The organism is Bacillus cereus group sp. BfR-BA-01349 (assembly GCF_022663795.1).
GTDB lineage: Bacteria > Bacillota > Bacilli > Bacillales > Bacillaceae_G > Bacillus_A > Bacillus_A cereus.
Genome location: NZ_JAKUGE010000010.1, coordinates 1 through 24033, shown reverse-complemented (window position 1 = coordinate 24033; position 24033 = coordinate 1). Strand labels below are relative to the sequence as shown.

Below are 24033 nucleotides of genomic sequence, written 5' to 3'. Positions count from 1 at the left end.
TGAATTGTACATATTGTTAAAATGAAGATATTGGCAGATTGCAGCCTTTATGTAATAATGGGATGGTATGTGAAGAAAAAAGGAGATAAAAAAGAACATGTTAGCAAACATAATAGATCAGTTATTGCAATTTTTTGCAAGCTTAGGTTACTTTGGAGTAGCTCTTGCTTTAATGATTGAAGTAATCCCGAGTGAAATTGTACTTTCGTATGCTGGCTTTTTAGTAGTGAATGGTAAAATTAGTTTTGTGGGTGCAGTTATCGCCGGAACGATTGGTGGTACTTTAGCGCAAATCTTTTTATACTGGCTTGGATACTACGGAGGGCGTCCGGTTGTAGAGAAATATGGGAAATATCTACTTATTAATAAACATCATTTAGACATAGCGGAAGGTTGGTTTAAGCGTTATGGAGCAGGCGTAATATTTTCTGCGCGCTTTATCCCGGTAGTACGTCATGCGATCTCTATTCCAGCAGGACTAGCTAAGATGCCATTAAAACTATTTACACTTTATACGGTTGTAGCGATCATTCCATGGTCAATTCTATTTATATACTTAGGTGAAAAACTTGGTGGGAATTGGCGACAAATTAAAGAGTATGCATCTGATTACACACATTACATAATTATAGGAGCTGTTCTTTTTATTGCTCTATACTTTGGTTTAAAGTATTTCAAAAAGAAAAAAGCAGCGCGTTAAAGTCAATGATTTTTCATTGGCTTTTTTTGTTTGTTTCGGTTCTAAAGAAAAGGAGTTGTCCATAATGTGTAATAATAAAGCGTAGCGGAGGAATGTGATGAAAGGGTCACCGTTTATACGTGGAACGATATTTTTAACGATGGCAACGATGATATCAAAAATGTTAGGGTTTATATATGTTATACCATTTACAGCGATGGTCGGTACGAGTGGTTACGTTCTATACACATACGCATATCGTCCTTATACCATCATGCTCAGCATAGCAACAATGGGATTACCGCTAGCTGTTTCAAAGATGGTATCAAAATATGATCAACTGAATGATTATCATACGGTTAAGAGAGTGTTGAAAAGTGGAATCGTGTTTATGTTTATAATGGGAGTCATTTCGTGTTTTACGTTATATATGCTAGCTCCGCATTTAGCTAAACTTGTCATCGATGGGAATGATCAAACGGGGAATAGTGTAGGAGCGGTTACTACTAATATTCGAATTGTAAGTTTTGCGTTAATACTTGTGCCAGTAATGAGTTTATTAAGGGGCTTCTTTCAAGGATTCCAATCGATGGGGCCTTCTGCATTAAGTGTCGTTGTAGAGCAATTTTTTCGGGTTTTAACCATTTTAATAGGAAGCTTTGTCGTTTTATATGTTTTAAAAGCTTCTGTTTCGCTAGCAGTTGGTATTTCAACGTTCGGTGCCTTTATGGGAGCTGTAGGTGGATTAACTGCTTTAAGTGCGTATTATATGAGAAGGAGAAGGCACTTAAAGAAAAAAGAAATGGCAAGTATACCACAAACAACGAAATCTTTTTTCTCGCTTTATAAGGAGCTCTTTACATATTCTATTCCTTTTGTTGTAGTAGGCTTAGCAATTCCGTTGTATCAGACGATTGATACATTTACAATTAATAAACTACTTATACAGATAGGGTATATGCAAGGCGAAGCGGAAAAAATTAATGCAATAATTGGCCTTGTTCAAATGGTTGTGCTTATCTCGGTATCCGTTGCGACAGCTTTTAGTATGTCTCTCGTACCAGAGATGACGAAAGCTTACACAGCAGGAAATACGAAGCTATTGTACAAACATTTTACGAGAACAAATGTATTAGTAGTAGCGATTACGGTACCGGCGGCAATTGGAATGATGGTGTTAGCCAAGCCTGTATATACCCTTTTATTTGGTGCTGGAAATGATCCAGAGATGGGGAGAATCATTTTACAGTATTATGCTCCTGCTTGCATACTATTTTCTCTTTTTACAGTAACGGCTGCTATGCTACAAGGAATCAATCAACAGCAGAAGACGGTGCTAGGACTAGTGATTGGAATTATTGTGAAGATAGTTTTAAATATTGTATTGCTTCCGTATTTCGATTATGTAAGTTTTATCATTTCAACATACGCGGGCTATACGATTTCAGTTGGGTTTAACTTGTGGATGCTTTCTAAATATGTTATAAAGGCAACATAAGCTTTTAAGGCAGAGAGCACTCTGTCTTTTTCTATGTTTATCCCGCTCTAACGGGCAGTAAGATCCTCATCTCAAAATTCAGCGAAAGAAAAGAAGTTTGGTTGGGGGCGGGCAGCCCGTAAAAGCCCGATTGGTGAGGGCTGAAAATCAGTGGGGGGATGAAGCCCCCGCTGATTAAAGTTTCACTTTATAATATTTTTCTTATAAAAACGTTTTCAAAATAATTTTTCTATTGAAATTTAAACGTATGTTTCATATGCTGAGAATGGCGGTTTAAAAACTGTGATTTAAGAGAGGTAGATTCCTACATGTAAAAAGAATCGGGGTGATAGTATGTTAAATATATATTTAACAGACCGAAACGGAAAACTACAAGAGATTGAGGAAATGCAAAAGGGGTGCTGGATTAATGTACTTCATCCAACAGAAGAAGAAATTCAATATCTAGTACAAACTTTAAATGTAGACTTAGATTTCATTAAAGACCCTTTGGATGATGAAGAACGCTCTCGTATTGAAAAGGAAGACAATAATACTTTAATTATCGTCGATATTCCGACAGTTAGACATGACGAAGAAGGAAATTCGATTTATGACACGATTCCAATAGGTATGATTGTGATGCCGGATTGTTTTGTTACAATCTGCTTAGAAGAGAATCCAATTTTTGAACGTTTTATTAATCAACGTATTAAAGAATTTTATACGTTTAAGAAGACGCGCTTTGCACTTCAGCTCTTATATACAATTTCTACTTATTATTTAAGATACTTAAAGCAAATAAATCGAAAAACAATTGATTTAGAGCATCAATTAAATCAGTCAATGAAAAATAAAGAGATTTTCACATTGTTAGGCCTTGAGAAAAGTTTAGTATACTTTACAACGTCATTAAAGGCTAATAAAATTGTAATTCAAAAGTTAATGCGTAATAGTACATTTTTAAAAATGTATGAAGACGATCAAGATTTATTAGAAGATGTATTAATTGAAAATAAACAGGCTATTGAAATGGCGGAAATATATAGTCACATTTTAAGTGGAATGATGAATACTTTTAGCTCCGTTATATCAAATAATTTAAATAGTGTTATGAAACTGTTAACGTCAATTACGATCATTTTATCTTTACCGACGATGGTTTCTAGTTTCTTTGGAATGAACGTAAAGGTTCCGTTTGAAGGGGAAGCCCACGGTTTTGTAATTGTACTCATCATATGTGTAACACTATCTTTCACGTTAGCTTTTGTTTTTTGGAAGAAACGTTACTTTTAACGATAAGAAAGCTGCTCTAGCATAGTTATACAACTACGCTAGAGCAGCTTTTTTGCTATGAAATCTCAAATTTTGAATAGAATATAACTTGTACAATGTAATGTATATAAAGGGTATGTATTCCATATAAGCCTTGTTCAATTAATGAAATGGGGTTAAAATTACATATTGTTAATGAAAAGTTGGAGGAAATACATCATGGAATTGTTTCAATTACCGAAAGCATTCCTGCAAATGAATACAATTTTTATCTCCATATTGATCGAAGCACTTCCTTTCGTGCTCATTGGTGTATTTATTTCAGGATTCATTCAAATGTTCGTGACAGAAGATATGGTGGCAAAATGGATGCCGAAAAACCGATTTCTGTCTGTTTTATTAGCTACTTTTTTAGGTATGTTGTTTCCAGGTTGTGAATGTGGAATTGTTCCGATTGTAAGACGATTAATTGGAAAAGGTGTTCCACCATACGCAGGGATTGCATTTATGTTAACTGGACCTATTATTAATCCAGTTGTATTATTTGCTACTTATGTTGCCTTTGGGAGTAGTATGCACATGGTATGGTATCGTTCTATTGTAGCGATTATCGTAGCCATTATCGTTGGAATTATATTATCCTTTATGTTTAAAGAACATCAATTAAGAGATGATCACTTCCCAGAAGTGAATAATAAGCGTCCACTGCGTAAAAAAATGTGGGATGTATGTACACACGCTGTTGAGGAATTCTTCTCAATGGGAAAATATTTAGTACTAGGTGCGTTAATTGCAGCAGCGGTACAAACGTTTGTACAAACTTCAACACTTCTTGCTATTGGACAAGGTCCGTTTTCTTCATCAGCTGTTATGATGGGACTTGCTTATATATTATCACTTTGTTCAGAGGCAGATGCATTTATCGCTTCTTCGTTCCAAAGTACGTTTTCAACAGCTTCACTTGTCGCGTTCCTCGTTTACGGACCGATGGTGGATATTAAAAATATGTTTATGATGCTTGCGACATTTAAAACGAAATTTGTAATTGTTGTTATAGTTACAGTTACTCTTGTTGTTTATGCAAGCTCACTACTCATTTATGCGATGGGGTGGTAGGTTATGTTTCGAGCATATATATTATTAGGTTTTACAATATTAATTGCGCAGCTTCATATTTCGGGTAACATTACGAAGTATATCAATATGAAGTATGCCTATTTATCAACAACAGCAGCAATTATTTTAGGTTTCTTAACGATTATACAAATTATCGTCGTTTTCCAAAAAGAGCACCAAAAGGAAAAAGAGAAAAATGATTGCAGTTGTGACCATAGCCATTGCGGGCATGATCATTCAAAAGATGAGAATACATGGTGGAAAAAAGCATTTTCGTACTCCTTGTTTTGTTTTCCAATTATCTCAGGGTTATTTTTCCCAATTGCGACGTTAGATTCGGATATTGTTAAAGCGAAAGGATTTCATTTTCCTGTTGCACAAGCAGAAAGTAAGGATCCATTTATGACAAGACAATTTCTAAGACCTGATACGAGCATTTATTACGGGAAAGAAGGATACCGTGGTGTAATGGAAAAAGGGAAGAAAGAGTTTGTTACGAAAGACAATATTAATTTGAAAGATGAAGACTTCCTAAAGGGTATGGAAACAATTTATAATTATCCTGGCGAGTTTACTGGGAAAAAATTATCTTTTAAAGGGTTTGTTTTTAGAGATGATTCTTCTAAAAAAGAACAATACTTCTTATTCCGTTTCGGTATTATACATTGCGTAGCAGATTCTGGTGTGTATGGTATGTTAGTGAAAAAGCCAGAAGGCGTAGAGTGGAATAATGATGACTGGATTCAAGTAGAAGGAGAGATAACTACTGAGTTTTATCAGCCGTTTCATGCGAATATTCCTGTATTAGAAGTAACAAAATGGAATAAAGTTGAACAGCCGAAAGAACAATATGTATTTAGAGGAGCCGATTGATAAAATCGGTTCTTTTTTGTGGACTAAAAATTCTGAATGTTGTTAATATTAAACGTGTAGTTCATTTAGTATAGTGATTATTGAAATATTAGGGATAGTTCATTAAAGGGGTGATAACAATGACAGAAGTAAAGGGGAAAACAGCCAATGAGTCAAGGGTGTTCAAAACGAGCCGAGTATTCCCAACAGATTTAAATGATCATAACACGCTATTTGGTGGGAAGATATTAGCGGAGATGGATATGGTTGCTTCTATTTCAGCATCCAGACATTCAAGAAAGGAATGTGTCACAGCATCTATGGACTGGGTCGATTTCTTACATCCTGTTCGTTCTTCAGATTGTGTTAGTTATGAATCTTTCGTAATTTGGACAGGAAGAACTTCGATGGAAGTGTTTGTGAAGGTAGTGGCTGAAGATTTAATTTCAGGTGAGAAGCGTATAGCGGCAACGTCATTCGTTACTTTTGTGGCACTTAGTAAGGAAAATAATCCAGTTCCAGTACCGCGTGTTATCCCTGAAACAGAGAAGAGAAAGAATTACATCGTATTGCTGTGTTACGTGCAGAACAGCGTCATATACGTAAGGCAGAGAGTAAGAAAGTAGCCACATTGTTAACCTTTTGAGATGAATATTTAGCCATTTAAGTTACTATAGCAGTCAGAAATGGTTTTAAAATGAAAAGCGGACACCTAAAAATAGGTGTCCGCTTTTATAGTTTTTTCATCCACATATCATATGACAGTAGCTACTTAGCAGAAGCAAGCAGCACCGACGATGATTAAGAGGATAAATAATACGACTAATAGCGCAAATCCATTACCATGTGCGAAGCCCATTGTTATTTCCTCCTTTTATTTTAAGATACAACATACAATATGCAAATGAGCTATTGTTTGATATGGACATATATCATGCAATGACATATTTTCTTGAATGATAATGTAATAAAAAAGGGAAGATATAGAAATAACAGTAAGTGGAGAAAGGAATTTATCCATGAAGCACTTTTTCGCTATAATCCTTTGTTTAATAGGTGTATTCATTTGGATGAACATCGATGTAGAAATGGGGAAGGAAATGGCTAGTGAATATGAATTAGGACAAGTTCGATTAGGTGAATTTCAACTATATACGAACGGTGAAGAGTTATATAGAAAATTATTTGAGGATATAAACGATGCAGAAAAATATATATATATCCATTTTTATATTGTAGGAAAAGATGAAATAAGCCAAGAATTTTTACAGTTATTAGAGAAAAAAGCATCTAGCGGAGTAGAAGTGAAATTGTCAGTCGATCGGATAGGTGGATATAAGCTGAAGAAAAAGGTAATTAGCCGATTAAAGGAAAACGGTGTGAAGTTTACATTTAGTAAAAAACCGAAACTGAAAAATGTGTTCTATTCTTTGCATCAACGAAATCATAGACGTATTGTTACGATAGATGGAAAGGTATCATACGTCGGTGGCTTTAATATCGGAAAGGAGTACCTTGGACAAAATCCAAAGTTTGGGCCATGGCGTGATTATCACGTGCGTATCCATGGTGAGGGTGCAGCGGATATGGAAAGAAAGTTCGCCGAAGATTGGAAAGAAGATACAGGAGAAAAAATGTCTATACATGAAAGTATACCTACATTAGGGAATATAAAATATCAATATTTATTTTCAGATGGAAAAGGCTTATGGGAAAAGTATGGGGCACTTTTAAAAAAAGCTAAAAAGTCTTTAATTATAGCTACACCATATTTTGTACCAAGTAAAGAAATGGTGAAAGAGTTAAAAGCTGCATTAAATCGTGGTGTTAATGTGAAAATTCTCGTGCCATTTAAAAGTGATGCCATATTGTTAAAACAAGCTGCCTATCCATATTTGAAAGATATGTTACATGCTGGAGCGGAGATTTATCAATTTCGAAATGGATTTTTTCATGGGAAAGTAACAATTATTGATGGAGAAATTGTTGATATTGGGACAGCGAATTTTGATAATAGAAGTTTTTATTTAAATTGCGAGTCTAACTGTATCATATATGATAAAACAGTTGTTGATGAAGTATGGAGTCGATTACAGGTAGACTTTCATAAATCAAAACGATTTTCTGAAGAAGATTTTGAGAAAATTAGTAGATGGGATTGGTTTTTAGCAAGAATAGCGAATGTTTTAGCATCATATTTATAGTATATGGACAAAAGAGAAGGGAGGCGCTTTAATGGACTGTATGAAAGAATTAATGAGATATAGTTATATGCTAATATACAAGGTTGGAGAGTATGCTGGAAAGGTCAGAGACGAAGAATTAAAAAATCTATTACAGCACCATTTACCATATATGTTACAAGCATATAATGAACAAGTAAATTTTCAAGAAGGAGAGAATGTGCAGCATATAACCTGTGAAACAACGGAGTTTGATTTGCATGAAATGGAAAAGGAAACAGTTAGTAAATATACAGGGGATATTCATATTGCAACCAGTTATATTGCGCACTTGAAACGATTAGCTTTAAAGTTTGCTCAAGTTGCAGTGGAAGTTGCTAATCCAGAGTTTCGCTCATTTTTGGAAAATTGTTTCTTGAAAATGAACCGTTACGCTTATAGTGTGTGGCAATATGTTATGAAGAAGGAATATAAGATTACACATCTATATGAAAATGAAAAGTTTGCATGAGAAACTAAGGCGAAATGGTATGCGCCTTAGTTTTTTTACGTCCATTGAGAGAAAAAACTAGTTTTATTGTGTATCGATTGGAAATGAAATAAAATCAGGTTTTGTTATCAGAAAATTCAAAAAATTTACCGTATATTTACTGTTTTTCAATCTCTCCTTTAAAAATAGAGAGTAATATGAGGTTGTACATATTCTATCACAAGGAGGAAACGCAAATGAACAAATGGGTTAAATCATTAACTGCTATGGCACTTGCAAGTTCTTTATTAATGGTAGGTTGTAGTAAAGGTGAGGACAAGAAGAAAGAAGACGACACAACAACACAACAAGAGGATAAAAAGGATAAAGAAACAAGCGGAACCGAGAAGTCTACTGATTCTAAAGAAAAGAAATAAAGTAATAATAAAGCTTCCTCTCATATATGAAGAAGCTTTTTTGTTGTAAATTTATTGAGATTATTGAAAAATAGAAAGAGAATGAAAGAGGGGGAAAACAAATGAAAGTATGTATATTGGGAGCAACAGGACGAGTAGGTTCAAACATAATTAATTTAGCATTAAAGGATTCAGCTGAAGTGACTGCATTAGCGCGTGATTTAAATAGAATAGAAATGCAACATGAAAGGCTACGAGTGATAGAAGGTAATGTATTGAACGAAAATGATATAAAGAAAGTGATAGAAGGAAGCGATATAGTAATTAGTGCACTTGGAACGGATCAAAATGGAACATTAGGGAAGAGTATGCCACAAATCATTAAGCAAATGGAAGAAGAAGGGGTTCGTAGAATCATAACAATAGGAACAGCTGGTATTTTACAAGCAAGAACAAATCTAAATTTATATCGTTTTCAATCAACGGAATCAAAAAGGAAAACGACAACGGCAGCGGAAGATCATTTGGCTGCATATAAAGTACTAAGTAATAGTAATAATTTATGTTGGACAGTTGTTTGTCCGACACATTTAATAGATGGTGAGGCGACAGAGGTATATCGAACTGAAAAAGATATATTGCCAGAGGGTGGATCAAAAATTACAGTGGGTGATACAGCACACTTTGCATGGGATCTATGTAAGAAAAACATATATGAAAATAGTCGAGTAGGTATTGCATATTAAAAAAACCATCCCGAAGTCGGGATGGTTAAAAGATGATATAACACAAGAAGATGATAATCATAATGATTTGGAGAATTGCTTTCGCTACTGTACTGCTTAAAAAACCAACTACAGTAGCGACTCCAACTAGAAAGGCATCTTTTGGCGCTTTTTTATGCACTAGTTCTGTTATAAATACTGATAAGAACGGTATGATAATAAGTCCGAATGGTGGGAAGAAGAACGATCCGACAATGATAGAAATCATTCCGACACGTTCGCCCCATTTAGAACTACCGTATTTTTTTAAGAAATATCCATTTGCAATAAAATCAGCAACGAAAATGAAAAGAGTGAAAATGACTTGAATAATCCAAAAAGAAGTTGTTAATTCGCCTCCATTTATACCGAAATGGTAAATCAAATATCCAGCCCAGACAGCTAGTATGCCAGGGATAATTGGATAAATAAAGGCGAGAAATGAAACAATGAAACAGGCAATGATACAAATTGTTAATAAAACAGTCACTTTATAGCTCCTTTTTAATATCTAGTTTATGTACAGCAACTTTTTTGACTTGATGTCCATCAAGTTCTAATACTTTAAATTGAAAACCAGCATATTCAATGGAATAGCCAGCTTCAATATTTAAGTCAACTGCTTGAGAAAGAAGCCATCCTCCGATTGTATCTAAATCACTATCATCAATATGTAGGCCAAACATATCATTTACTTCAGAAATAAGCACCTTTCCATCTAAAACAGTAAGCTTAGGTGTACGCTTTTCAATCATAGGTGATTCATCCGCATCGAATTCATCTTGAATTTCTCCAATGATTTCTTCAAGAATATCTTCCATTGTTAAAAGTCCGGCAGTACCACCATATTCATCCATAACGATTGCCATCTGAACGCGATTTTTCTGAAGATGGACTAACGTTTTACGAATTGGAACTGTTTCAAATACAGTTAGAACAGGATGTATATAAGATTCAAGTGGTTTATAAATACCTTTCGTTTGATCATGGAATACTTCTTTCGTATTGATCATCCCAATGATATCATCTTTATCTTTTTCGATAATTGGATAACGTGTATATTTTTCAGTAGCGACGATATCCATATTTTCTTCTAACGTATTTTCAGTAGATAAGCAAATCATTTCGGTACGAGGAACCATAATTTCTTTTGCAACTCGATCATCAAATTCAAAAATGTTATTTACATATTTATATTCGGTTTGGTTTATTTCACCGCTTTTAAAACTTTCACCTAAAATGAGTCGCAATTCCTCTTCAGAATGAGCAAGTTCACTTTCTTTCGCAGGTTCTAATCCAAGTAATTTTGTGAAAAATATAGCAGTACTATTGAGTAGCCAAATGAATGGGTACATAATTTTATCAAATAAAATAAGCGGTCTTGCAAATTTGAGTGTGATTGCTTCTGCTTTTTGAATTGCGAAAGACTTTGGAACTAATTCACCTAATACAACGTGGAAAAATGTAATAACACTAAAAGCAATAACAAAAGATAAAGTGTTAGCCATTGTTCCAGTAATATTAATTTTTTCAAAGAGCGGTCGTAGTATATGTTCCACAGTCGGTTCACCAAGCCAACCAAGCCCTAAAGAAGTGATTGTAATTCCGAGCTGACAAGCTGATAAATAAACATCTAAATTAGATAGGACGCTTCTTGCAGCTAAAGCTTGTTTATTACCTTCATTTGCAAGTTGGTCAATTCGACTTTTTCGTACTTTTACAACAGCGAATTCTGATGCAACGAAAAAGCCAGAAATAAGAATAAGTACAAAGATGAGAAAAATATTTAATATGTCCAAGCGTGTTCTCCATTCCAAGGTTTGGAATAAAGATGTCACCTCCTGCAATTATGTTATACTTTTATAATAAATCCAAATGAAAAGAATAGTCAAAGGAAAAGGGTAAATATTGGTATGTTTCTGTAATAGTTTTTGAATTTGCTGTTATTTTGTCCGCTATACAAAAGGAATAACCCCCTACTTTTAGATTATAGAGGGTTATTTTAAATTAAGGTTTTGGAACACTTCTCGTTAAAGTGTATGACTGTTGCTTGGAGTAGTTTGTGGTCCATAGTGTTTGAAGGAAAGAAAGTATGCTATATGGGATATAGAGTAGTAATAAGCCGATTGTAACAATTATGGGTGAATTTCCGCCAAATTGAACGATAAATTGTAACAGTCCATTTGCATGAAAAACGCATTCCATAAAAACGAATGAAAGAATAATGGAACCTAAAATTGATTTATGATTCGAAGTAAGCGCCAAAAACAATGTATCCACAAGAAAAGAATCATGTTTTATTTCATATTCATTTGTGTTTTTTAAGAAAGGAATCCATTTTTTTACTGCTTGCATAACGATAATCATGGAAGTACTACATACGATGATAAATGATGAGTAGTAAGGAAGGTTTATAAATTGTGCGACGTATAGAAGTAGTAATAAGACTGAACATTGTAATACCACAGTACAAAAAGAGTAAGGAATCCATTTCAATACAGTAGTAAACTTTTTAAACGAGTTAGGTACTTTGAAAAATAAATGGCCGATACCCAAACTTATGAAAAATCCGATCGCAAGGGTAAAAGTAAAACGAACAATCGATATAAAATATATTTCCCATATGTAAGGGAATAATGGTGTTGAATGATTAGAAGTATGTATCATTTGGTTTGCTGAGAAAAAGATAGATTCATGCATCCAATCAACCTTTGGAATTGATATAGAAGAAAGCTGTGCGAAGTTTTGAAAAATGCTAATAAATCCATTTTGATAAGAATAATTGTGTGTAATAAAAAGAGCTGGAATAGGACTTATGGCAAAAATAACAATAATACCAATTATAAATTTACATATATGTGAGCGTAATAAGGACATATAACCACCTACTCTTAGGATATTCAGAAAATTCTTATTCTTATTTTAGCTTTTTTTGAAAGAAGTTACAATATATTTTTCATTCAGTAATTCAGAGAGAAGATTTGATAGCAAAAATATGCAAGTGAAGGATTCATGAATAAATTATGACAAGAAAATGAATAATTTTCAGAAAAATAAATAAATTATTTATTTTTTTCTGAAAATATAATATAGTTATGGCACAGAAAGTATTTTAACATAAGGAGGCTATTTATGAGGATTAAAGGGAATTACGTACCGAAAAGGGAAGTTTTACTGTGCTCAAGTTCGATTACGATAGGGGAAGCGTTAGAGCATTTAAATAAAACGGGGTATCGTTGTGTACCAGTTTTAGATGAAAAAAAAGAGAAATTTTTAGGGAATATATATAAAGTAGATATTTTAGAATATAAAGGATCACTTGATGAGAGTGTAATACAATTATTAAACGATAAAGAAGGATTTGTGAGAGAAGATTCATCTTTCTTTAAAGTATTTTTTACAATAAAAAAATTGCCTTATTTATCAGTAGTTGACGAAAAAGGGGTTTTCCTTGGAATTTTAACGCATAAAAAAGTTTTTGAGTTATTAGAGGATGCATGGGGTGTTCACTCTAGTAAATACTCTGTCATGATTGGAACGCAAGACTATAATGGAGCAATCCAAAAGTTATCGACAGTTTTAAAGAAATACACTGGTATTCAAAGTTTGATGACTTTTGATAATGATGCCTTATTAGTTCGTAGAATTATGTTTACATTAGGAGAAGAGTTTAACGACGGTGAATTAGAGACATTATTGAAAGATTTAGAAGATCACGGATTTAGAGTTGTGTATGTGGAAGAGATGAAAAATCCACGTGAAGTTGAAACGATAGAGTAACATACAAAAGCCATCTAAATTATATTAGATGGCTTTTGTATGTTACGTGTATAAAGTTATTTGAAAATAACGATTGAATAATAGGTGAGATTATAACAATATTTGTGTAAGAGAATAAAAAATGTAGATAATTTCGATTTTCAAAAAAATCAATTTGAAAATATGTTTTTATTTTGCAACTAAATATGTTACTATATGTGTGATAAAAACAAAGAGGTCTGACAACTATACTCCACGTAATAACACTCTAATGGTTTAAAAATTCAAAAAAATCAAAAATTAAAATAATAATTATATTAATGATTAGAGTAAAAATAAGGGGAATGGAGAAATTATGGAGAAAGACACTGCTTTGTAAGGGGCATATTTTATCATCTTGAGCAGAGAGGAGGATGCATAGCATATTGTAAAATATAGAGATAAACAATGAAAAAGTGCTATGCAAATGAAGAGCATGAAGGGACGTTTAAGGCCAGGTGATACGGTAGCAATTGGTTTAATGCTATTTGCATTATTTTTAGGAGCAGGAAATTTAATTTTTCCGCCAGTTTTAGGTCAACAAGCAGGAGAGAATGTTTGGATTGCTACAATAGGATTCCTTGTAACGGGAGTCGGATTACCCCTACTAGCTGTAACAGCTGTCGCGTTTGTAGAGGGGGACTTGAAAGCGCTATCTTCTAGAGTCCACCCTATATTTGCGTTTATTTTCCCATTGATTAGTTATTTAGCAATTGGACCATTTTTCGCGATTCCTCGTACTGGAGCTGTTTCGTTTGAAATGGGTATGAAGCCGTTTTATCAGAGGCAATGGTTTCAGAGTGGTACATGCTATTTCTTTTCACGATAGTTTTCTTCGGAATAACGTGGTATTTATCATTAAATCCATCTAAATTAGTGGATTGGTTCGGAAAGTTTCTTACACCATTATTAGTATTAATTGTCGCTGTTATTGTCGGAAAGGCAATTATTGATCCAATTGGAGAGCCAGCTGCTTACAAAGAAAATGCTTTCTTTGGTGGATTTATTCAAGGATATTTAACGATGGATGCAATTAGCGCGCTCGTATTCGGAATTGTCGTTGTACAAGTTATCCGCTCTAAAGGGATAAAAGAGAGTAGTCAAATTGCAAAAATAACAGTAGTATCAGGTATTATCGCTGTACTTGGTTTAACGTTAATTTATTTATCGCTTGCTTATCTTGGTTCAACAAGCACATCACTTGGTATCTCAGAAAACGGTGGTCTTATTTTAACGAATGTTGTAAATGAGCTATATGGGACGAGTGGTAAAATTTTATTAGGGCTTGTTATTATACTCGCTTGTTTAACAACTTCTGTTGGGTTAACATCTGCGTGTGCGGGTTTCTTTACAAACTTATTCCCAAAACTTTCGCATAAAACGATTGTAACAATGGTATGTGTATTTAGTTTAATTGTATCTAACCTAGGTTTAACACAATTAATCGCAGTAACATTACCTGTGTTAATGATCATTTATCCAGTTGCAATTGTATTAATTGTACTTTCGTATTTCCATAAGTGGATTGGGAAGCGTAATACAATTTATATTGGAGCTATTTTAGGTGCATTGTTAATTAGTTTCTTTAACGGTTTAGAAAGTGCGAAAATTAAAATTGACGCGATTTCTAATGTACTACAAATGTTACCGTTATATAACGAAGGAATCGGATGGTTAATTCCATCATGTATTGGCGGGATTCTCGGTTTCTTCTTCTATAAATCAAATGAATCAAGTGAATTACAAAAGAAAGGTGCTTAGGCACCTTTCTTTTTTTGAAGGGGATTTTTGTATTTTGTCTAAGTAATAATTGGGGGGAATGATAAATGGCTAATTTTGAAGATTTTTTAAATTTGGATTTGAGAATTGGAACTGTAATACATGCAAGGGAATTTAAAGAAGCGAGAGTACCAGCGATTAAACTAGCAATAGATTTTGGAGAAATCGGGATAAAGCAGTCAAGTGCTCAAATTACGAAAAGGTATAGTCCAGAAGATTTAATCGGTCAACAAATCGTTGCTGTTGTAAACTTTCCACCAAAGCGTGTAGCTGGATTCAAATCAGAAGTACTTGTGCTTGGTGGTGTTCCTGAAGCTGGTGATGTTGTGTTACTTCAGCCTAATATGGAATTGCCAAATGGAACAAAAATTAGCTAGGGTGAAGGTAGGGGCTAATATGGATATCGGACGAGAATATTTGCAATGTGCGATTTCGAACTTTAAAGCAACAAAGAAACAAGGGGAGCGGGCACTTTCTCAATTATCATATGAACAAATACAATGGTCTTCTCATGAAGAAACAAATAGTATAGCGATTATTATTAAGCATCTTCACGGTAATATGCGTTCTAGATGGACGGATTTTTTAACGTCTGATGGTGAAAAAACAGATCGTAATCGAGATGGTGAATTTGAAGGATGCTATCACTCAAAAGAAGAAACCCTTATAGCTTGGCAAGAAGGATGGAAATATGTTTTTAATACGATGAATACTTTAACGCCGGAACACTTATTGAAGACGGTATACATTCGCGGTGAAGCACATACTGTCATGCAAGCAATTGAAAGGCAAATTGCTCATTATGCATTGCATATTGGTCAGATTATATACATTGGGAAGATGTTAAAAGAAAATGAGTGGGAATGTTTAAGTATTCCGAGAGGTCAGTCTGCACGTTATGTAGAGAAAAAACGTTCAACATAATAATAAGAAAGAAACCGATAAAAAATGGGAAAAAAGAAAGTCAGCCAAATAATAGATGGTTCTGTAATCATAAGAATACTGCCAAAAATAAGTCCATATATAATAAGAAAGGAATTGAAAAGTGTATTCACAGGGAGAAATCGTGAGATGAACACTTGCTGTCGTTTAAAACAATCACTGTGAAATAAATAAAAGCGGAAGTACCATGTGGCTGTAATAAGATCTTTCTTTTTCATAATTCTTTTTTTGCATGTATGACAGATAAATGGTGGGTGCATTTCATTACGCTCCATTTTTTATTTTCATAATAATGTGAGACAAAAGTAGGTACAAAGTGTATGTTCCTATATACGCTCCTGCAATAAGGAAAAATGGATTCAGTAAAATTCCATGAATGCTCGTCATGAAAACTAAATCTTGTATTAAAACATCGTATATATTAATGGAAATAATTATACCGAGTACATACAGTGCCAAGTACGCAGAAATATGTAGCACAATAGAGATTTTTGGTTGCTTAGCGGACAAATACAAAATGAATGATAGAGCGATTGGTAATATTCCTATTAATAGCTTCAATTCATTTCACCTCATTAACAATATAGCCGAAATTTTAACGGTCTATTCTCTAGGGCTTGTACATAACTTGAAATAGAGAGGTGATAGTATGAATCGGGGCTTTTTTTTTATGAAGTTTACAAGTATGCGTAAGTTAGTTTTATTTGTTATTACTACAATGCTAGCGACTTTTTTTCTTATTAGTATGATGGTAACCTCTATGAAAGAGACAAAGTCAACGTATTTATATAATTGGTTAAATGAGTTATCGATGAATGGTTACATGTATGTACTTGGAAAAGAGAATCATTATTTTACACAGGAGTATCGAAATTTGAATCAAGATTTTTCAATTTCTTCTTTTCTCTTTTCTATGGCTACAAATATTCGCTTTAATGATGTACGCAGTTTCGTCGGGAAAGAGCTCCCGGGGTTTGGTAAGTACGATACAGAAATTGTTATTGCGGGTGAGGGTACAAATTATTCTAACTTACCGATAGAGTCGAGTGTTCCTCTTGAAGAAGTGGTGAAGGAACGGACTAGTGGAACTGGACAAGTACCTAAACAAGATACGAGTAAAGAGAAAAAACAGCCGTCCCAAACGACTGGGAAGAGACAAGTTGCGTTTATTTATCATACACATAGCTGGGAATCTTATTTACCTTTACTTAACTTAACGAATGACCCGAATCCGAATAAAGCAACGAGTTCTGTATCGAATATTTCTATATTAGGAGATCGTTTCCGTGAACAACTAGAAGGTGAAGGGATTGGAGCTACTAACGATAAGAGTGATGTTGGTCAAAAGTTAATAAGTAAAGGTTTAAACAGTAATAGTTCGTATAAAATGTCACGAGAAATTGTGCAGCAAGCTATGGCTGGAAATAAAGATCTTCAATACTTTTTTGATTTGCATCGTGATAGTGCCCGAAAGAATGTAACGACAAAAACAATTGGAGATAAATCATATGCAAAGCTTGCATTTGTAGTAGGGAAAGGAAATAAAAACTATGAAAAAAACTTACAATTAGCGACAGCTTTACATGAGGCGATTAATAAGAAATATCCAGGAGTGAGCCGTGGGGTCATTCAAAAAGGGTTCCAGACAGGAAATGGAATCTATAATCAAGACCTATCAGGACAAGCGATATTAATAGAAGTTGGCGGTGTAGATAATACAGAGGAAGAATTGAATCGATCAATTGATGCACTTGCTAAAGCATTTGGTGAATATTTTTGGCAGGCAGAAAAAGTGAATGGATAAAGTGAAACGTGAATTAGCCAGGACATCTATCGATAATTATTAGCTCACTTCAATCTTGAAAAAACGTAAGTGTAATGCTTGCGTTTTTTCTTTGTAATGGTGAGACGTCACAGAATAGACATAATTTGTCGTTGTTATAGTAATATCGAAATTTGTCAATTTATAGTAGGAGATTTACAAAGGAATTTTCGGGAAAGTAGAGAAAATCTTTTTTATAAGGAAAACTTTTTATTATGAAACTGGTAGGGTGATTGAAGTGATTAGGGAAATCGAAATAGAAGATGCAGCATCATTTTTGCAATTAAGTAAGCAATTAGATGAAGAAACGAAGTTTATGCTATATGAACCAGGAGAAAGGAAAACTACAGCTGAGCAACAAGAAAAAATGATCCATCGATTTATGGAAAATGAATATGCAACAATATTTGTAGCAGTTGAAGATGAGAGGATAGTAGGTTTTATATTAGTGAATGGAAATAACATTCAAAGAAAGAGGCATGTGGCAAGCATTGTAATTGGTATTTTGCAAGAGTATAACGGGCGAGGTATTGGGACTAGATTGTTTAAAGAGGTTGAGAAGTGGGCAAAATTACATGATGTATGGCGTTTAGAATTAACAGTAATGGCCCACAATACAAGAGCTCAGGCACTATATAAAAAAGCTGGATTTGAGAAAGAAGGTGTCAAAAAAGCTGCTCTTATTATCGATGGAAAGGGCATCGATGAGTATGAAATGGCCAAATTATTAAAATAAGAGGTCGTTATATGAAAAAAAGATGGGCACTACTTGGTATTGTAGCTGCAATAATTATTATTGGAGTAGCAGGAATCAATTATAAAATGTATAAGGATAAGCAGGCGCGGGAAGTAAGTGTAAATAGCATATTTCCGAAAGCGAAAGAAACGATTGCTAATATGGATGGGGATATTGCGGTAATTAATAATCCGAATTCAATGCTTGTACTTGTAAATAAAAGTAGGCGTTTACCAGATGGGTATAGACCGCCAGATTTAGTTATTCCGAAAGTGCGCTACTCTAGTGAAGGTGATCAAGAAAAGAAAAAGATGAGAAAAGAGGCAGCGAGGGCGCTTGAGGATATGTTTCAGCAGGCTGACAACGAGCGTATTTTTCTTTTTGCAGTTTCTGGATTTAGATCTTTTGATCGACAAAAAGCATTAAATACGATGTATAAAAAACAAGACGGGGAAGCAAAAACAGCAATGTCTAGCGCGGTTCCTGGCACAAGTGAGCATCAAACTGGACTAGCTATGGATATTACGTCTCAATCTGCTAAATTTCAGTTAGAGACGGTTTTTGGGGAAACGAAAGAAGGTCAGTGGCTTTCTGAAAATGCCCATAAATTTGGTTTTGTTGTTCGATACACAAAAGCGAAAGAAACGATTACGGGTTATCGGTATGAACCATGGCACGTAAGGTATGTGGGAAATCCACAAGCTACATATTTGTATGATAATCAACTGACGCTTGAAGAAGTAACAGAGTAAATGATTGAGGGGAGAGACGTATAATGACGATGTTATATAAGAAAAAAGTACATGCATATATTACAAGAGAAAAAGAGGGGGTTATGCAATTACTTGTTTTTAAACATCGTGATATACATGAAGCTGGTATTCAAGTGCCAGGAGGAACGGTTAATGAAGGTGAAACGTTAGAAGCGGCTATATTGCGTGAAGTACAGGAAGAATCCGGATTGCGTCATTTATGCATAGAACGTTTTTTAGCAGATTACATCATACATATGAAAGAAAAACAGGAATATGAAAAACGCCACTTTTTTCATGTAACTTTACTAACAGATGTAAAGGATACTTGGGAACATATTGTAAGTGCTGGTGAGGAAGATAAAGGATTAGTATTTTGCTACGAATGGGTTGATATTGCAAAATGCCCTGAATTAGCTGGGAAACAAGGTGAGTTTTTACATTTGTTAGATGAAGTATACGCACAGTAATGTAAGAGTCTGAAGCGAAGGTTAATGCGTTTCAGACTTTTTTTATTTTTCGGGAAATTAAAGGTGTTTAAATAAGGAAAGTGAATTTCTTTAAAGGGATATTAATTAAGCTAGCTTATGCTTTTGAACAAGCGACAAAGCATAGAAAAATCCCTAACTTATCATGAATAGAATAAACAAAGAGGACAGGAATCCCTGTCCTCTTTGTTTTAGTGATTAAAGTGAAATATCGTTCTGCTCTGTCTTATGATATTTTAATAAACTAAAAGATAAACAAGCGGAACATAAAATAAGAATAGAAGCGATGATATAAATTGTACGAACACCGAACATATCAGTAATAATGCCAATGCTAAGCATAGATAGTCCAGAGGCTGTTGAAAGAAGTGCACCATGTGCTGTATACATTTTGGATAATAAAGCAGGGGCGACACTTGATTGTAAAACAGTCGTTTGGGAAATATCTCTAATTTGATAACATGGTCCCATTAGAACACATAGAAAAAGCGCAATAAATCCGCTGCTTGTCATACCGTATAAAAATGTAAGAATACTAAACATAAGAGAGCCAATCGACATAGATCGTATTAAATTGTTTTGAATATAGGAACTCATTTTCCATGCTAATAGACCACCGATTAACGTGCCAACATAATAACTTGTATTAATATATCCCCACCATTCTTCGCCTTTATGAAGGATAGTCGTAACGTATGCCATCGTAATAGCACCAATCCATATTGTCCCTGCGAAAGTTTCAATTAAGTCCATATATGTAACGGTACGGAGAGAAGGATTTTGAAATAGGAGTTTCCAACCTTCCAATAAAACAGTACTTTTGGAAGAGGGAGAATCTGCTATTCTTTCAGTATGTATGGAACGTAATGAAAAATGTAATGCAATGCATCCGAAAATCATTAAAATGTTATTAATCATGAGTGTAGAAGTAGCGCCAATGAGAAGAACGACAATACTCGTAAATGAATAAGCAACGGCTTGCACAATTTGTGTTGAAAAGGAAAAGATACTATTTACTTTTACTAATTTTTCTTTCGGTGTAAGGCGCGGGAGAATACCGTATAATAACGGAGCACTCCACCCACTACATAATGAAATGACAAAAATAAAAGTTAATAGAGCTATAATGTTTGTGGATAAGACCGGGAACAAAATCATTAATAATAGTAAAAAGACTGTTTTCAGCCATTGGAGCGTATATAACAGCGTATAAGATGGAAAACGATTTATTATAAGTGGTGCAGAGATGTTAGCAATTAGATTTGTGATAACTTGTAATAATGGAAAAAGAGCAGTAATAGTAGCTGATTTAGTTGCTATATAAATATGAGTTGTAATAATCATTACATATACGATGTCAGCGAGAGTAATGCATATTTTGGAACCTAAATAGTAGATTAGTGACAGGTTTCTCAATAAGATTATCACCTCTATAAAAAATAGTATTTAGTAATTAGAATAATTGTAATTTAAAAATTAAAATTTTTAAAGAATTTAATTTTTTGTCACTTTTTGAAAGGGATTTTCATGTATAATGAAGAATATATTGATATAGTATTATATTGATAATCATTGTAACAGTGAGTATGTACAATAGCTTGTAGCAAACGCCCAAGTGTAAGAAAGGGCGGATAAACCATTCTTTTCTTCATATACATATAGAAAATGAGAAAGAAAGTGAGGGTTGCATATGGCTGCTTGGGTAATTTGGTTTATAATAGCTGGTATTTTATTTATCGCAGAAATGTTGTCGATTACATTTTACATGCTTTGGCTTGGAATTGGAGCTGTTGTCGGAGGTCTTATTGCTTTGTTTGCTCCTGATGCACTACTGTTACAAGTTACTGTTGGTGCAATTGTGAGTTTAACTTTGACATTCTTTACGAAAAGAATTTCAAAAAACTTTCGAGAAGCAAAAGGTTTTACTGATACAGTAGATATGCTTGTTGGTAAAAAAGGGATTGTTATGCAAGCGATTACAAATGAAGCGAATGGTATTGTGAAAGTGGATGGAGATACTTGGACAGCTATTGCAGATTCTTCAATTGATGCTGGAGAAAAAGTCGTTGTTATAAAGAGGCATAGTACTATATTACAAGTGAAAAAGGAGAGTGAATAAATATGGTAGCATTAACGTTAACGATTATATTCGCACTAATTGTAGTTACATTTATCGCATTAACAATTAAAATTATTCCTCAGCAAAAAGTTGGGGTTGTTGAAAGATTTGGTAAGTTTCAACGTATCATGCACCCAGGGTTAAATATTTTAATACCAATTGTAGATCGTGTTCGTGTATATCATGACTTACGTATTCAACAAACGAATGTACCACCGCAAAAGGTAATTACGAAAGATAATGTTCAAGTAGAAATTGATACTATTATTTTCTATCAAATTGTTGAACCAGAACTTGCGACATATGGTATTTCAAACTATGAATATGGTGTTCGTAATATTACTTCAGCAACGATGCGTCAAATTATCGGTAAAATGGAACTGGATGAAACGTTATCTGGTCGTGAAAAAATTTCAACAGAAATCCGCTTAGCGCTTGATGAAGCAACAGAAAAATGGGGCGTACGTATTGAACGTGTCGAAGTTGTTGATATTAACCCGCCAAAAGATGTGCAAGCATCAATGGAAAAACAAATGAAGGCTGAGCGTAATAAACGTGCGATTATTTTAGAAGCTGAAGCAGCAAAACAAGATAAAGTCCTTCGTGCTGAAGGGGAAAAGCAAAGTAAAATCTTGATGGCTGAAGGGGATAAAGAAGCGCGTATTCGCGAAGCTGAAGGTATAAAAGAAGCAAAAGAATTAGAAGCGCAAGGGGAAGCAAGGGCAATTGAAGAAATCGCAAAAGCAGAACAAAATCGTATTGAATTGCTTCGTGAAGCGAATTTGGATGAGCGTATACTTGCTTACAAATCATTTGAATCATTAGCTGAAGTTGCAAAAGGACCAGCAAATAAAGTCTTTATTCCGTCTAATGCAATTGAAACACTTGGTACTCTTGAGGCAATTGGAGAAATATTTAAAGAAAAACAAGTGAAGAAACTACCTTCAAATGATACAGGAAAAGAACAATAAAAGTGAGGAAGAGAAATGGGATACCATTTCTCTTTTTTTGCGTATATTCCGAAAAGCTTGTACATATCCATGTATAAAGAAGGTGATGCAGTGAAAAAGTATGCAACTCGAATACATGGGAAGAAACTGATTTCGTTACTTCTTTTATATGCGCTAATAGTAATTATGATAGCGTCGATTTTGACGTCATTTTTACATACAATGAAATCGAATTATGCAAATCAATGGTTTGGAAAAGTATCGATGCAAGGTTTTGTTCAAATGATAGAAAGTGAGAATCGCTATTACGGATTTGATTATTTTAAGAAGAATAAAAGAGAGTCAGTTGGAAATTTAATGTTCTCTATTGCGACAGATTTGAAAATTAAAGATTTAAGAACATTCGTCGGTAAAGAAGTACCTGGTATGTCAAAGTATTATTCTAATATTATCGTAGCTGGGGAAGGGACAAACTTGACGAATATCCCAAATGAATCTAGTGTACCGATTGAAGAAGTAACGAAAGAACGGGAAGTAGCAAAAGATAAAGTTACAGAAGCGGAAAAGAATAATCCGGTTCAGAAAAAGAACGGAGCGAAAAAAGGTGAAAGTGCAGTATATATTTATCATACACATAGCTGGGAATCCTTCTTTCCATTATTACCAGGGGCTACGGATCCATCAAGTCCAGATGTAAATGTGTCCTTACTAGGGAAACGTATGAAAGAGCAACTTGAAGGACAAGGAATTCCGGTAGTTCACGATAAAACGAATATGGGTGATTTATTAGCGAGTAAAAAATGGAAATGGCCGCAATCATATAAAGCGTCTCATGAATATGTAAAAGAAGCATTAGCACAAAATAATAAAATTGCGTTTCCAATTGATATACACCGTGACGATCAGCGTAAGAAAGTAACAACAAAAGTAATTAACGGAAAATCGTATGCAAGATTATATTTTATAATTGGGATGGAAAATGAAGGCCGTGCTGAAAATGAAAAAATTGCAAGAGCGATCAATAGTTATTTAGATGAAAACTACTACGGATTAAGTAGAGGGATTTTTCCAAAGTATAAAAAAGATGGAAATGGCGTTTATAACCAAGATTTATCGAAAAATGCGATGTTAATTGAAGTTGGTGGTGTTGATAATACGTTAGATGAATTATATAACACAATTGATGTGTTAACAGAAGCGTTTAGTAAATATTATTGGAATGATGCGGAAAAAGTGAATGGATGAGGGACGGGAGTGGTCATCTCCCTGTCAAGTAGACAGTAATAAAAAGAGTATTATGCCACGGCCTTTTCCCGATATTCTACCGGGGAAAGGCCGTGAAGTTTTTCTTGGAATCTTTCTGTATTATAAAATTGAATATATTCTTGAATTGCTCGGTAGGCCATTTCATATGTT

The 24033-nt window shown here is 34.1% G+C and carries 27 protein-coding genes and 2 pseudogenes; 21 read left to right on the top strand and 8 right to left on the bottom strand.

The window, feature by feature from the left end; translation table 11 throughout:
• Positions 1–97: 97 nt before the first annotated feature.
• The 6 genes and pseudogenes from uptA (at position 98) to MR169_RS07755 (ending at position 6045) form a co-directional block, all read left to right on the top strand.
• Positions 98–700, top strand: coding sequence for an undecaprenyl phosphate transporter UptA (uptA, locus tag MR169_RS07780; protein WP_242319216.1), 603 nt, complete (start codon positions 98–100; stop codon positions 698–700).
• A gap of 97 nt (positions 701–797) precedes the next feature.
• Positions 798–2177, top strand: coding sequence for a putative polysaccharide biosynthesis protein (locus tag MR169_RS07775; RefSeq protein WP_242319215.1), 1380 nt, complete (start codon positions 798–800; stop codon positions 2175–2177).
• 333 nt (positions 2178–2510) lie between these two features.
• A complete protein-coding gene (locus MR169_RS07770; protein ID WP_000932389.1) occupies positions 2511–3452 on the top strand; it encodes a magnesium transporter CorA family protein in 942 nt (313 codons plus the stop codon).
• Positions 3453–3650: 198 nt separating this feature from the next.
• The gene (locus tag MR169_RS07765) at positions 3651–4547 is read left to right on the top strand and encodes a permease (RefSeq protein ID WP_000418716.1); all 897 of its coding nucleotides are present in this window, start codon (positions 3651–3653) and stop codon (positions 4545–4547) included.
• A 3-nt stretch (positions 4548–4550) separates the two neighbouring features.
• Positions 4551–5420: a TIGR03943 family putative permease subunit gene (locus MR169_RS07760; protein WP_000488043.1), complete on the top strand. Its 870-nt coding sequence runs from the start codon at positions 4551–4553 to the stop codon at positions 5418–5420.
• Between the two features lie 119 nt (positions 5421–5539).
• A pseudogene (locus tag MR169_RS07755) lies at positions 5540–6045 on the top strand (acyl-CoA thioesterase).
• Between the two features lie 126 nt (positions 6046–6171).
• On the opposite strand, the gene MR169_RS07750 reads toward MR169_RS07755, so the two are convergent.
• Positions 6172–6258 carry a YjcZ family sporulation protein gene (locus MR169_RS07750; RefSeq protein WP_000505094.1) on the bottom strand — a complete coding sequence of 29 codons (87 nt, stop codon included), beginning with the start codon at positions 6256–6258 and terminating at the stop codon, positions 6172–6174.
• 160 nt (positions 6259–6418) lie between these two features.
• On the opposite strand from MR169_RS07750, the gene cls reads away from it, so the two are divergent.
• The 4 genes from cls (at position 6419) to MR169_RS07730 (ending at position 9213) form a co-directional block, all read left to right on the top strand.
• Positions 6419–7603: a cardiolipin synthase gene (cls, locus tag MR169_RS07745; protein WP_242319214.1), complete on the top strand. Its 1185-nt coding sequence runs from the start codon at positions 6419–6421 to the stop codon at positions 7601–7603.
• A gap of 31 nt (positions 7604–7634) precedes the next feature.
• A complete protein-coding gene (locus MR169_RS07740) occupies positions 7635–8093 on the top strand; it encodes a spore coat protein (protein ID WP_000340542.1) in 459 nt (152 codons plus the stop codon).
• A gap of 215 nt (positions 8094–8308) precedes the next feature.
• Entirely contained in the window at positions 8309–8488 is a 180-nt protein-coding gene (locus MR169_RS07735) for a hypothetical protein (protein ID WP_001045960.1), read from the top strand.
• Positions 8489–8589: 101 nt separating this feature from the next.
• The gene (locus MR169_RS07730) at positions 8590–9213 is read left to right on the top strand and encodes an NAD(P)-dependent oxidoreductase (RefSeq protein ID WP_242319213.1); all 624 of its coding nucleotides are present in this window, start codon (positions 8590–8592) and stop codon (positions 9211–9213) included.
• A gap of 25 nt (positions 9214–9238) precedes the next feature.
• Here the strand turns inward: MR169_RS07730 and MR169_RS07725 are convergent, their stop codons facing one another.
• From MR169_RS07725 to MR169_RS07715, 3 genes are all read right to left on the bottom strand, one after another.
• On the bottom strand, positions 9239–9721 hold the full coding sequence (locus tag MR169_RS07725) for a DUF456 domain-containing protein (RefSeq protein WP_000217334.1): 483 nt from the start codon (positions 9719–9721) through the stop codon (positions 9239–9241).
• A 1-nt stretch (position 9722) separates the two neighbouring features.
• The gene (locus tag MR169_RS07720) at positions 9723–11030 is read right to left on the bottom strand and encodes a hemolysin family protein (RefSeq protein WP_000353738.1); all 1308 of its coding nucleotides are present in this window, start codon (positions 11028–11030) and stop codon (positions 9723–9725) included.
• Between the two features lie 208 nt (positions 11031–11238).
• Positions 11239–12108: a hypothetical protein gene (locus MR169_RS07715; protein ID WP_030025400.1), complete on the bottom strand. Its 870-nt coding sequence runs from the start codon at positions 12106–12108 to the stop codon at positions 11239–11241.
• A gap of 255 nt (positions 12109–12363) precedes the next feature.
• On the opposite strand from MR169_RS07715, the gene cbpA reads away from it, so the two are divergent.
• The 4 genes and pseudogenes from cbpA to MR169_RS07695 all read left to right on the top strand — a co-directional run bounded on the left by cbpA (position 12364) and on the right by MR169_RS07695 (position 15732).
• Positions 12364–13011 (top strand): cyclic di-AMP binding protein CbpA, encoded by a 648-nt coding sequence (cbpA, locus tag MR169_RS07710; RefSeq protein ID WP_001220526.1) that lies wholly within the window; start codon positions 12364–12366, stop codon positions 13009–13011.
• 454 nt (positions 13012–13465) lie between these two features.
• A pseudogene (gene brnQ4, locus MR169_RS07705) lies at positions 13466–14790 on the top strand (branched-chain amino acid transport system II carrier protein BrnQ4).
• A gap of 65 nt (positions 14791–14855) precedes the next feature.
• Positions 14856–15185, top strand: coding sequence for a chaperone CsaA (gene csaA / locus MR169_RS07700; RefSeq protein ID WP_242319212.1), 330 nt, complete (start codon positions 14856–14858; stop codon positions 15183–15185).
• On the top strand, positions 15166–15732 hold the full coding sequence (locus MR169_RS07695; protein ID WP_000435828.1) for a DUF1572 domain-containing protein: 567 nt from the start codon (positions 15166–15168) through the stop codon (positions 15730–15732). The genes csaA and MR169_RS07695 overlap by 20 nt, the downstream gene beginning before the upstream one ends.
• Here the strand turns inward: MR169_RS07695 and MR169_RS07690 are convergent.
• Both MR169_RS07690 and MR169_RS07685 read right to left on the bottom strand, forming a co-directional pair.
• Positions 15705–16010, bottom strand: coding sequence for a permease (locus tag MR169_RS07690; protein WP_242319249.1), 306 nt, complete (start codon positions 16008–16010; stop codon positions 15705–15707). The genes MR169_RS07695 and MR169_RS07690 overlap by 28 nt on opposite strands.
• A 4-nt stretch (positions 16011–16014) precedes the next feature.
• Complete coding sequence (locus MR169_RS07685) at positions 16015–16311, bottom strand: hypothetical protein (RefSeq protein ID WP_137074245.1); 297 nt, start codon at positions 16309–16311, stop codon at positions 16015–16017.
• Between the two features lie 88 nt (positions 16312–16399).
• Between MR169_RS07685 and spoIIP (MR169_RS07680) the strand changes: the two genes are divergently transcribed.
• From spoIIP (MR169_RS07680) to MR169_RS07665, 4 genes are all read left to right on the top strand, one after another.
• Positions 16400–17554, top strand: coding sequence for a stage II sporulation protein P (spoIIP, locus tag MR169_RS07680; RefSeq protein ID WP_001079280.1), 1155 nt, complete (start codon positions 16400–16402; stop codon positions 17552–17554).
• 256 nt (positions 17555–17810) lie between these two features.
• Positions 17811–18308 carry a GNAT family N-acetyltransferase gene (locus MR169_RS07675; protein ID WP_000617573.1) on the top strand — a complete coding sequence of 166 codons (498 nt, stop codon included), beginning with the start codon at positions 17811–17813 and terminating at the stop codon, positions 18306–18308.
• Positions 18309–18319: 11 nt separating this feature from the next.
• Positions 18320–19060, top strand: a complete 741-nt coding sequence (locus tag MR169_RS07670; RefSeq protein ID WP_000747647.1) for a M15 family metallopeptidase — start codon at positions 18320–18322, stop codon at positions 19058–19060.
• A gap of 23 nt (positions 19061–19083) precedes the next feature.
• Entirely contained in the window at positions 19084–19530 is a 447-nt protein-coding gene (locus MR169_RS07665; protein ID WP_000178289.1) for an NUDIX hydrolase, read from the top strand.
• A 216-nt stretch (positions 19531–19746) separates the two neighbouring features.
• On the opposite strand, the gene MR169_RS07660 is transcribed toward MR169_RS07665, so the two are convergent.
• Complete coding sequence (locus MR169_RS07660; RefSeq protein WP_001245230.1) at positions 19747–20964, bottom strand: MFS transporter; 1218 nt, start codon at positions 20962–20964, stop codon at positions 19747–19749.
• A gap of 274 nt (positions 20965–21238) precedes the next feature.
• On the opposite strand from MR169_RS07660, the gene MR169_RS07655 reads away from it, so the two are divergent.
• From MR169_RS07655 to spoIIP (MR169_RS07645), 3 genes are read left to right on the top strand one after another with little or no spacing between them, the layout of a single operon-like run.
• Positions 21239–21667 (top strand): NfeD family protein, encoded by a 429-nt coding sequence (locus MR169_RS07655; RefSeq protein WP_000741974.1) that lies wholly within the window; start codon positions 21239–21241, stop codon positions 21665–21667.
• A gap of 2 nt (positions 21668–21669) precedes the next feature.
• The gene (locus tag MR169_RS07650) at positions 21670–22638 is read left to right on the top strand and encodes an SPFH domain-containing protein (protein WP_242319211.1); all 969 of its coding nucleotides are present in this window, start codon (positions 21670–21672) and stop codon (positions 22636–22638) included.
• 15 nt (positions 22639–22653) lie between these two features.
• Positions 22654–23862 carry a stage II sporulation protein P gene (gene spoIIP / locus MR169_RS07645; protein WP_002098533.1) on the top strand — a complete coding sequence of 403 codons (1209 nt, stop codon included), beginning with the start codon at positions 22654–22656 and terminating at the stop codon, positions 23860–23862.
• A 50-nt stretch (positions 23863–23912) separates the two neighbouring features.
• Here the strand turns inward: spoIIP (MR169_RS07645) and MR169_RS07640 are convergent.
• The coding region (locus MR169_RS07640) for an IS3 family transposase (protein WP_242319248.1) at positions 23913–24033 on the bottom strand (121 nt) is incomplete at its 5' end.

What these genes read in the sequence shown, in the direction of transcription:
- MR169_RS07750 (WP_000505094.1), bottom strand. Translation starts at nt 6,258, where the DNA reads ATGGGCTTCGCACATGGTAATGGATTTGCGCTATTAGTCGTATTATTT.
- MR169_RS07735 (WP_001045960.1), top strand. Translation starts at nt 8,309, where the DNA reads ATGAACAAATGGGTTAAATCATTAACTGCTATGGCACTTGCAAGTTCT.
- cls (WP_242319214.1), top strand. Translation starts at nt 6,419, where the DNA reads ATGAAGCACTTTTTCGCTATAATCCTTTGTTTAATAGGTGTATTCATT.
- MR169_RS07775 (WP_242319215.1), top strand. Translation starts at nt 798, where the DNA reads ATGAAAGGGTCACCGTTTATACGTGGAACGATATTTTTAACGATGGCA.
- MR169_RS07695 (WP_000435828.1), top strand. Translation starts at nt 15,166, where the DNA reads ATGGAACAAAAATTAGCTAGGGTGAAGGTAGGGGCTAATATGGATATC.
- MR169_RS07765 (WP_000418716.1), top strand. Translation starts at nt 3,651, where the DNA reads ATGGAATTGTTTCAATTACCGAAAGCATTCCTGCAAATGAATACAATT.
- MR169_RS07760 (WP_000488043.1), top strand. Translation starts at nt 4,551, where the DNA reads ATGTTTCGAGCATATATATTATTAGGTTTTACAATATTAATTGCGCAG.
- uptA (WP_242319216.1), top strand. Translation starts at nt 98, where the DNA reads ATGTTAGCAAACATAATAGATCAGTTATTGCAATTTTTTGCAAGCTTA.
- MR169_RS07665 (WP_000178289.1), top strand. Translation starts at nt 19,084, where the DNA reads ATGACGATGTTATATAAGAAAAAAGTACATGCATATATTACAAGAGAA.
- spoIIP (WP_001079280.1), top strand. Translation starts at nt 16,400, where the DNA reads ATGAATCGGGGCTTTTTTTTTATGAAGTTTACAAGTATGCGTAAGTTA.
- cbpA (WP_001220526.1), top strand. Translation starts at nt 12,364, where the DNA reads ATGAGGATTAAAGGGAATTACGTACCGAAAAGGGAAGTTTTACTGTGC.
- MR169_RS07770 (WP_000932389.1), top strand. Translation starts at nt 2,511, where the DNA reads ATGTTAAATATATATTTAACAGACCGAAACGGAAAACTACAAGAGATT.
- MR169_RS07730 (WP_242319213.1), top strand. Translation starts at nt 8,590, where the DNA reads ATGAAAGTATGTATATTGGGAGCAACAGGACGAGTAGGTTCAAACATA.
- MR169_RS07655 (WP_000741974.1), top strand. Translation starts at nt 21,239, where the DNA reads ATGGCTGCTTGGGTAATTTGGTTTATAATAGCTGGTATTTTATTTATC.
- spoIIP (WP_002098533.1), top strand. Translation starts at nt 22,654, where the DNA reads ATGGGATACCATTTCTCTTTTTTTGCGTATATTCCGAAAAGCTTGTAC.
- csaA (WP_242319212.1), top strand. Translation starts at nt 14,856, where the DNA reads ATGGCTAATTTTGAAGATTTTTTAAATTTGGATTTGAGAATTGGAACT.
- MR169_RS07690 (WP_242319249.1), bottom strand. Translation starts at nt 16,010, where the DNA reads ATGCACCCACCATTTATCTGTCATACATGCAAAAAAAGAATTATGAAA.
- MR169_RS07715 (WP_030025400.1), bottom strand. Translation starts at nt 12,108, where the DNA reads ATGTCCTTATTACGCTCACATATATGTAAATTTATAATTGGTATTATT.
- MR169_RS07670 (WP_000747647.1), top strand. Translation starts at nt 18,320, where the DNA reads ATGAAAAAAAGATGGGCACTACTTGGTATTGTAGCTGCAATAATTATT.
- MR169_RS07650 (WP_242319211.1), top strand. Translation starts at nt 21,670, where the DNA reads ATGGTAGCATTAACGTTAACGATTATATTCGCACTAATTGTAGTTACA.
- MR169_RS07740 (WP_000340542.1), top strand. Translation starts at nt 7,635, where the DNA reads ATGGACTGTATGAAAGAATTAATGAGATATAGTTATATGCTAATATAC.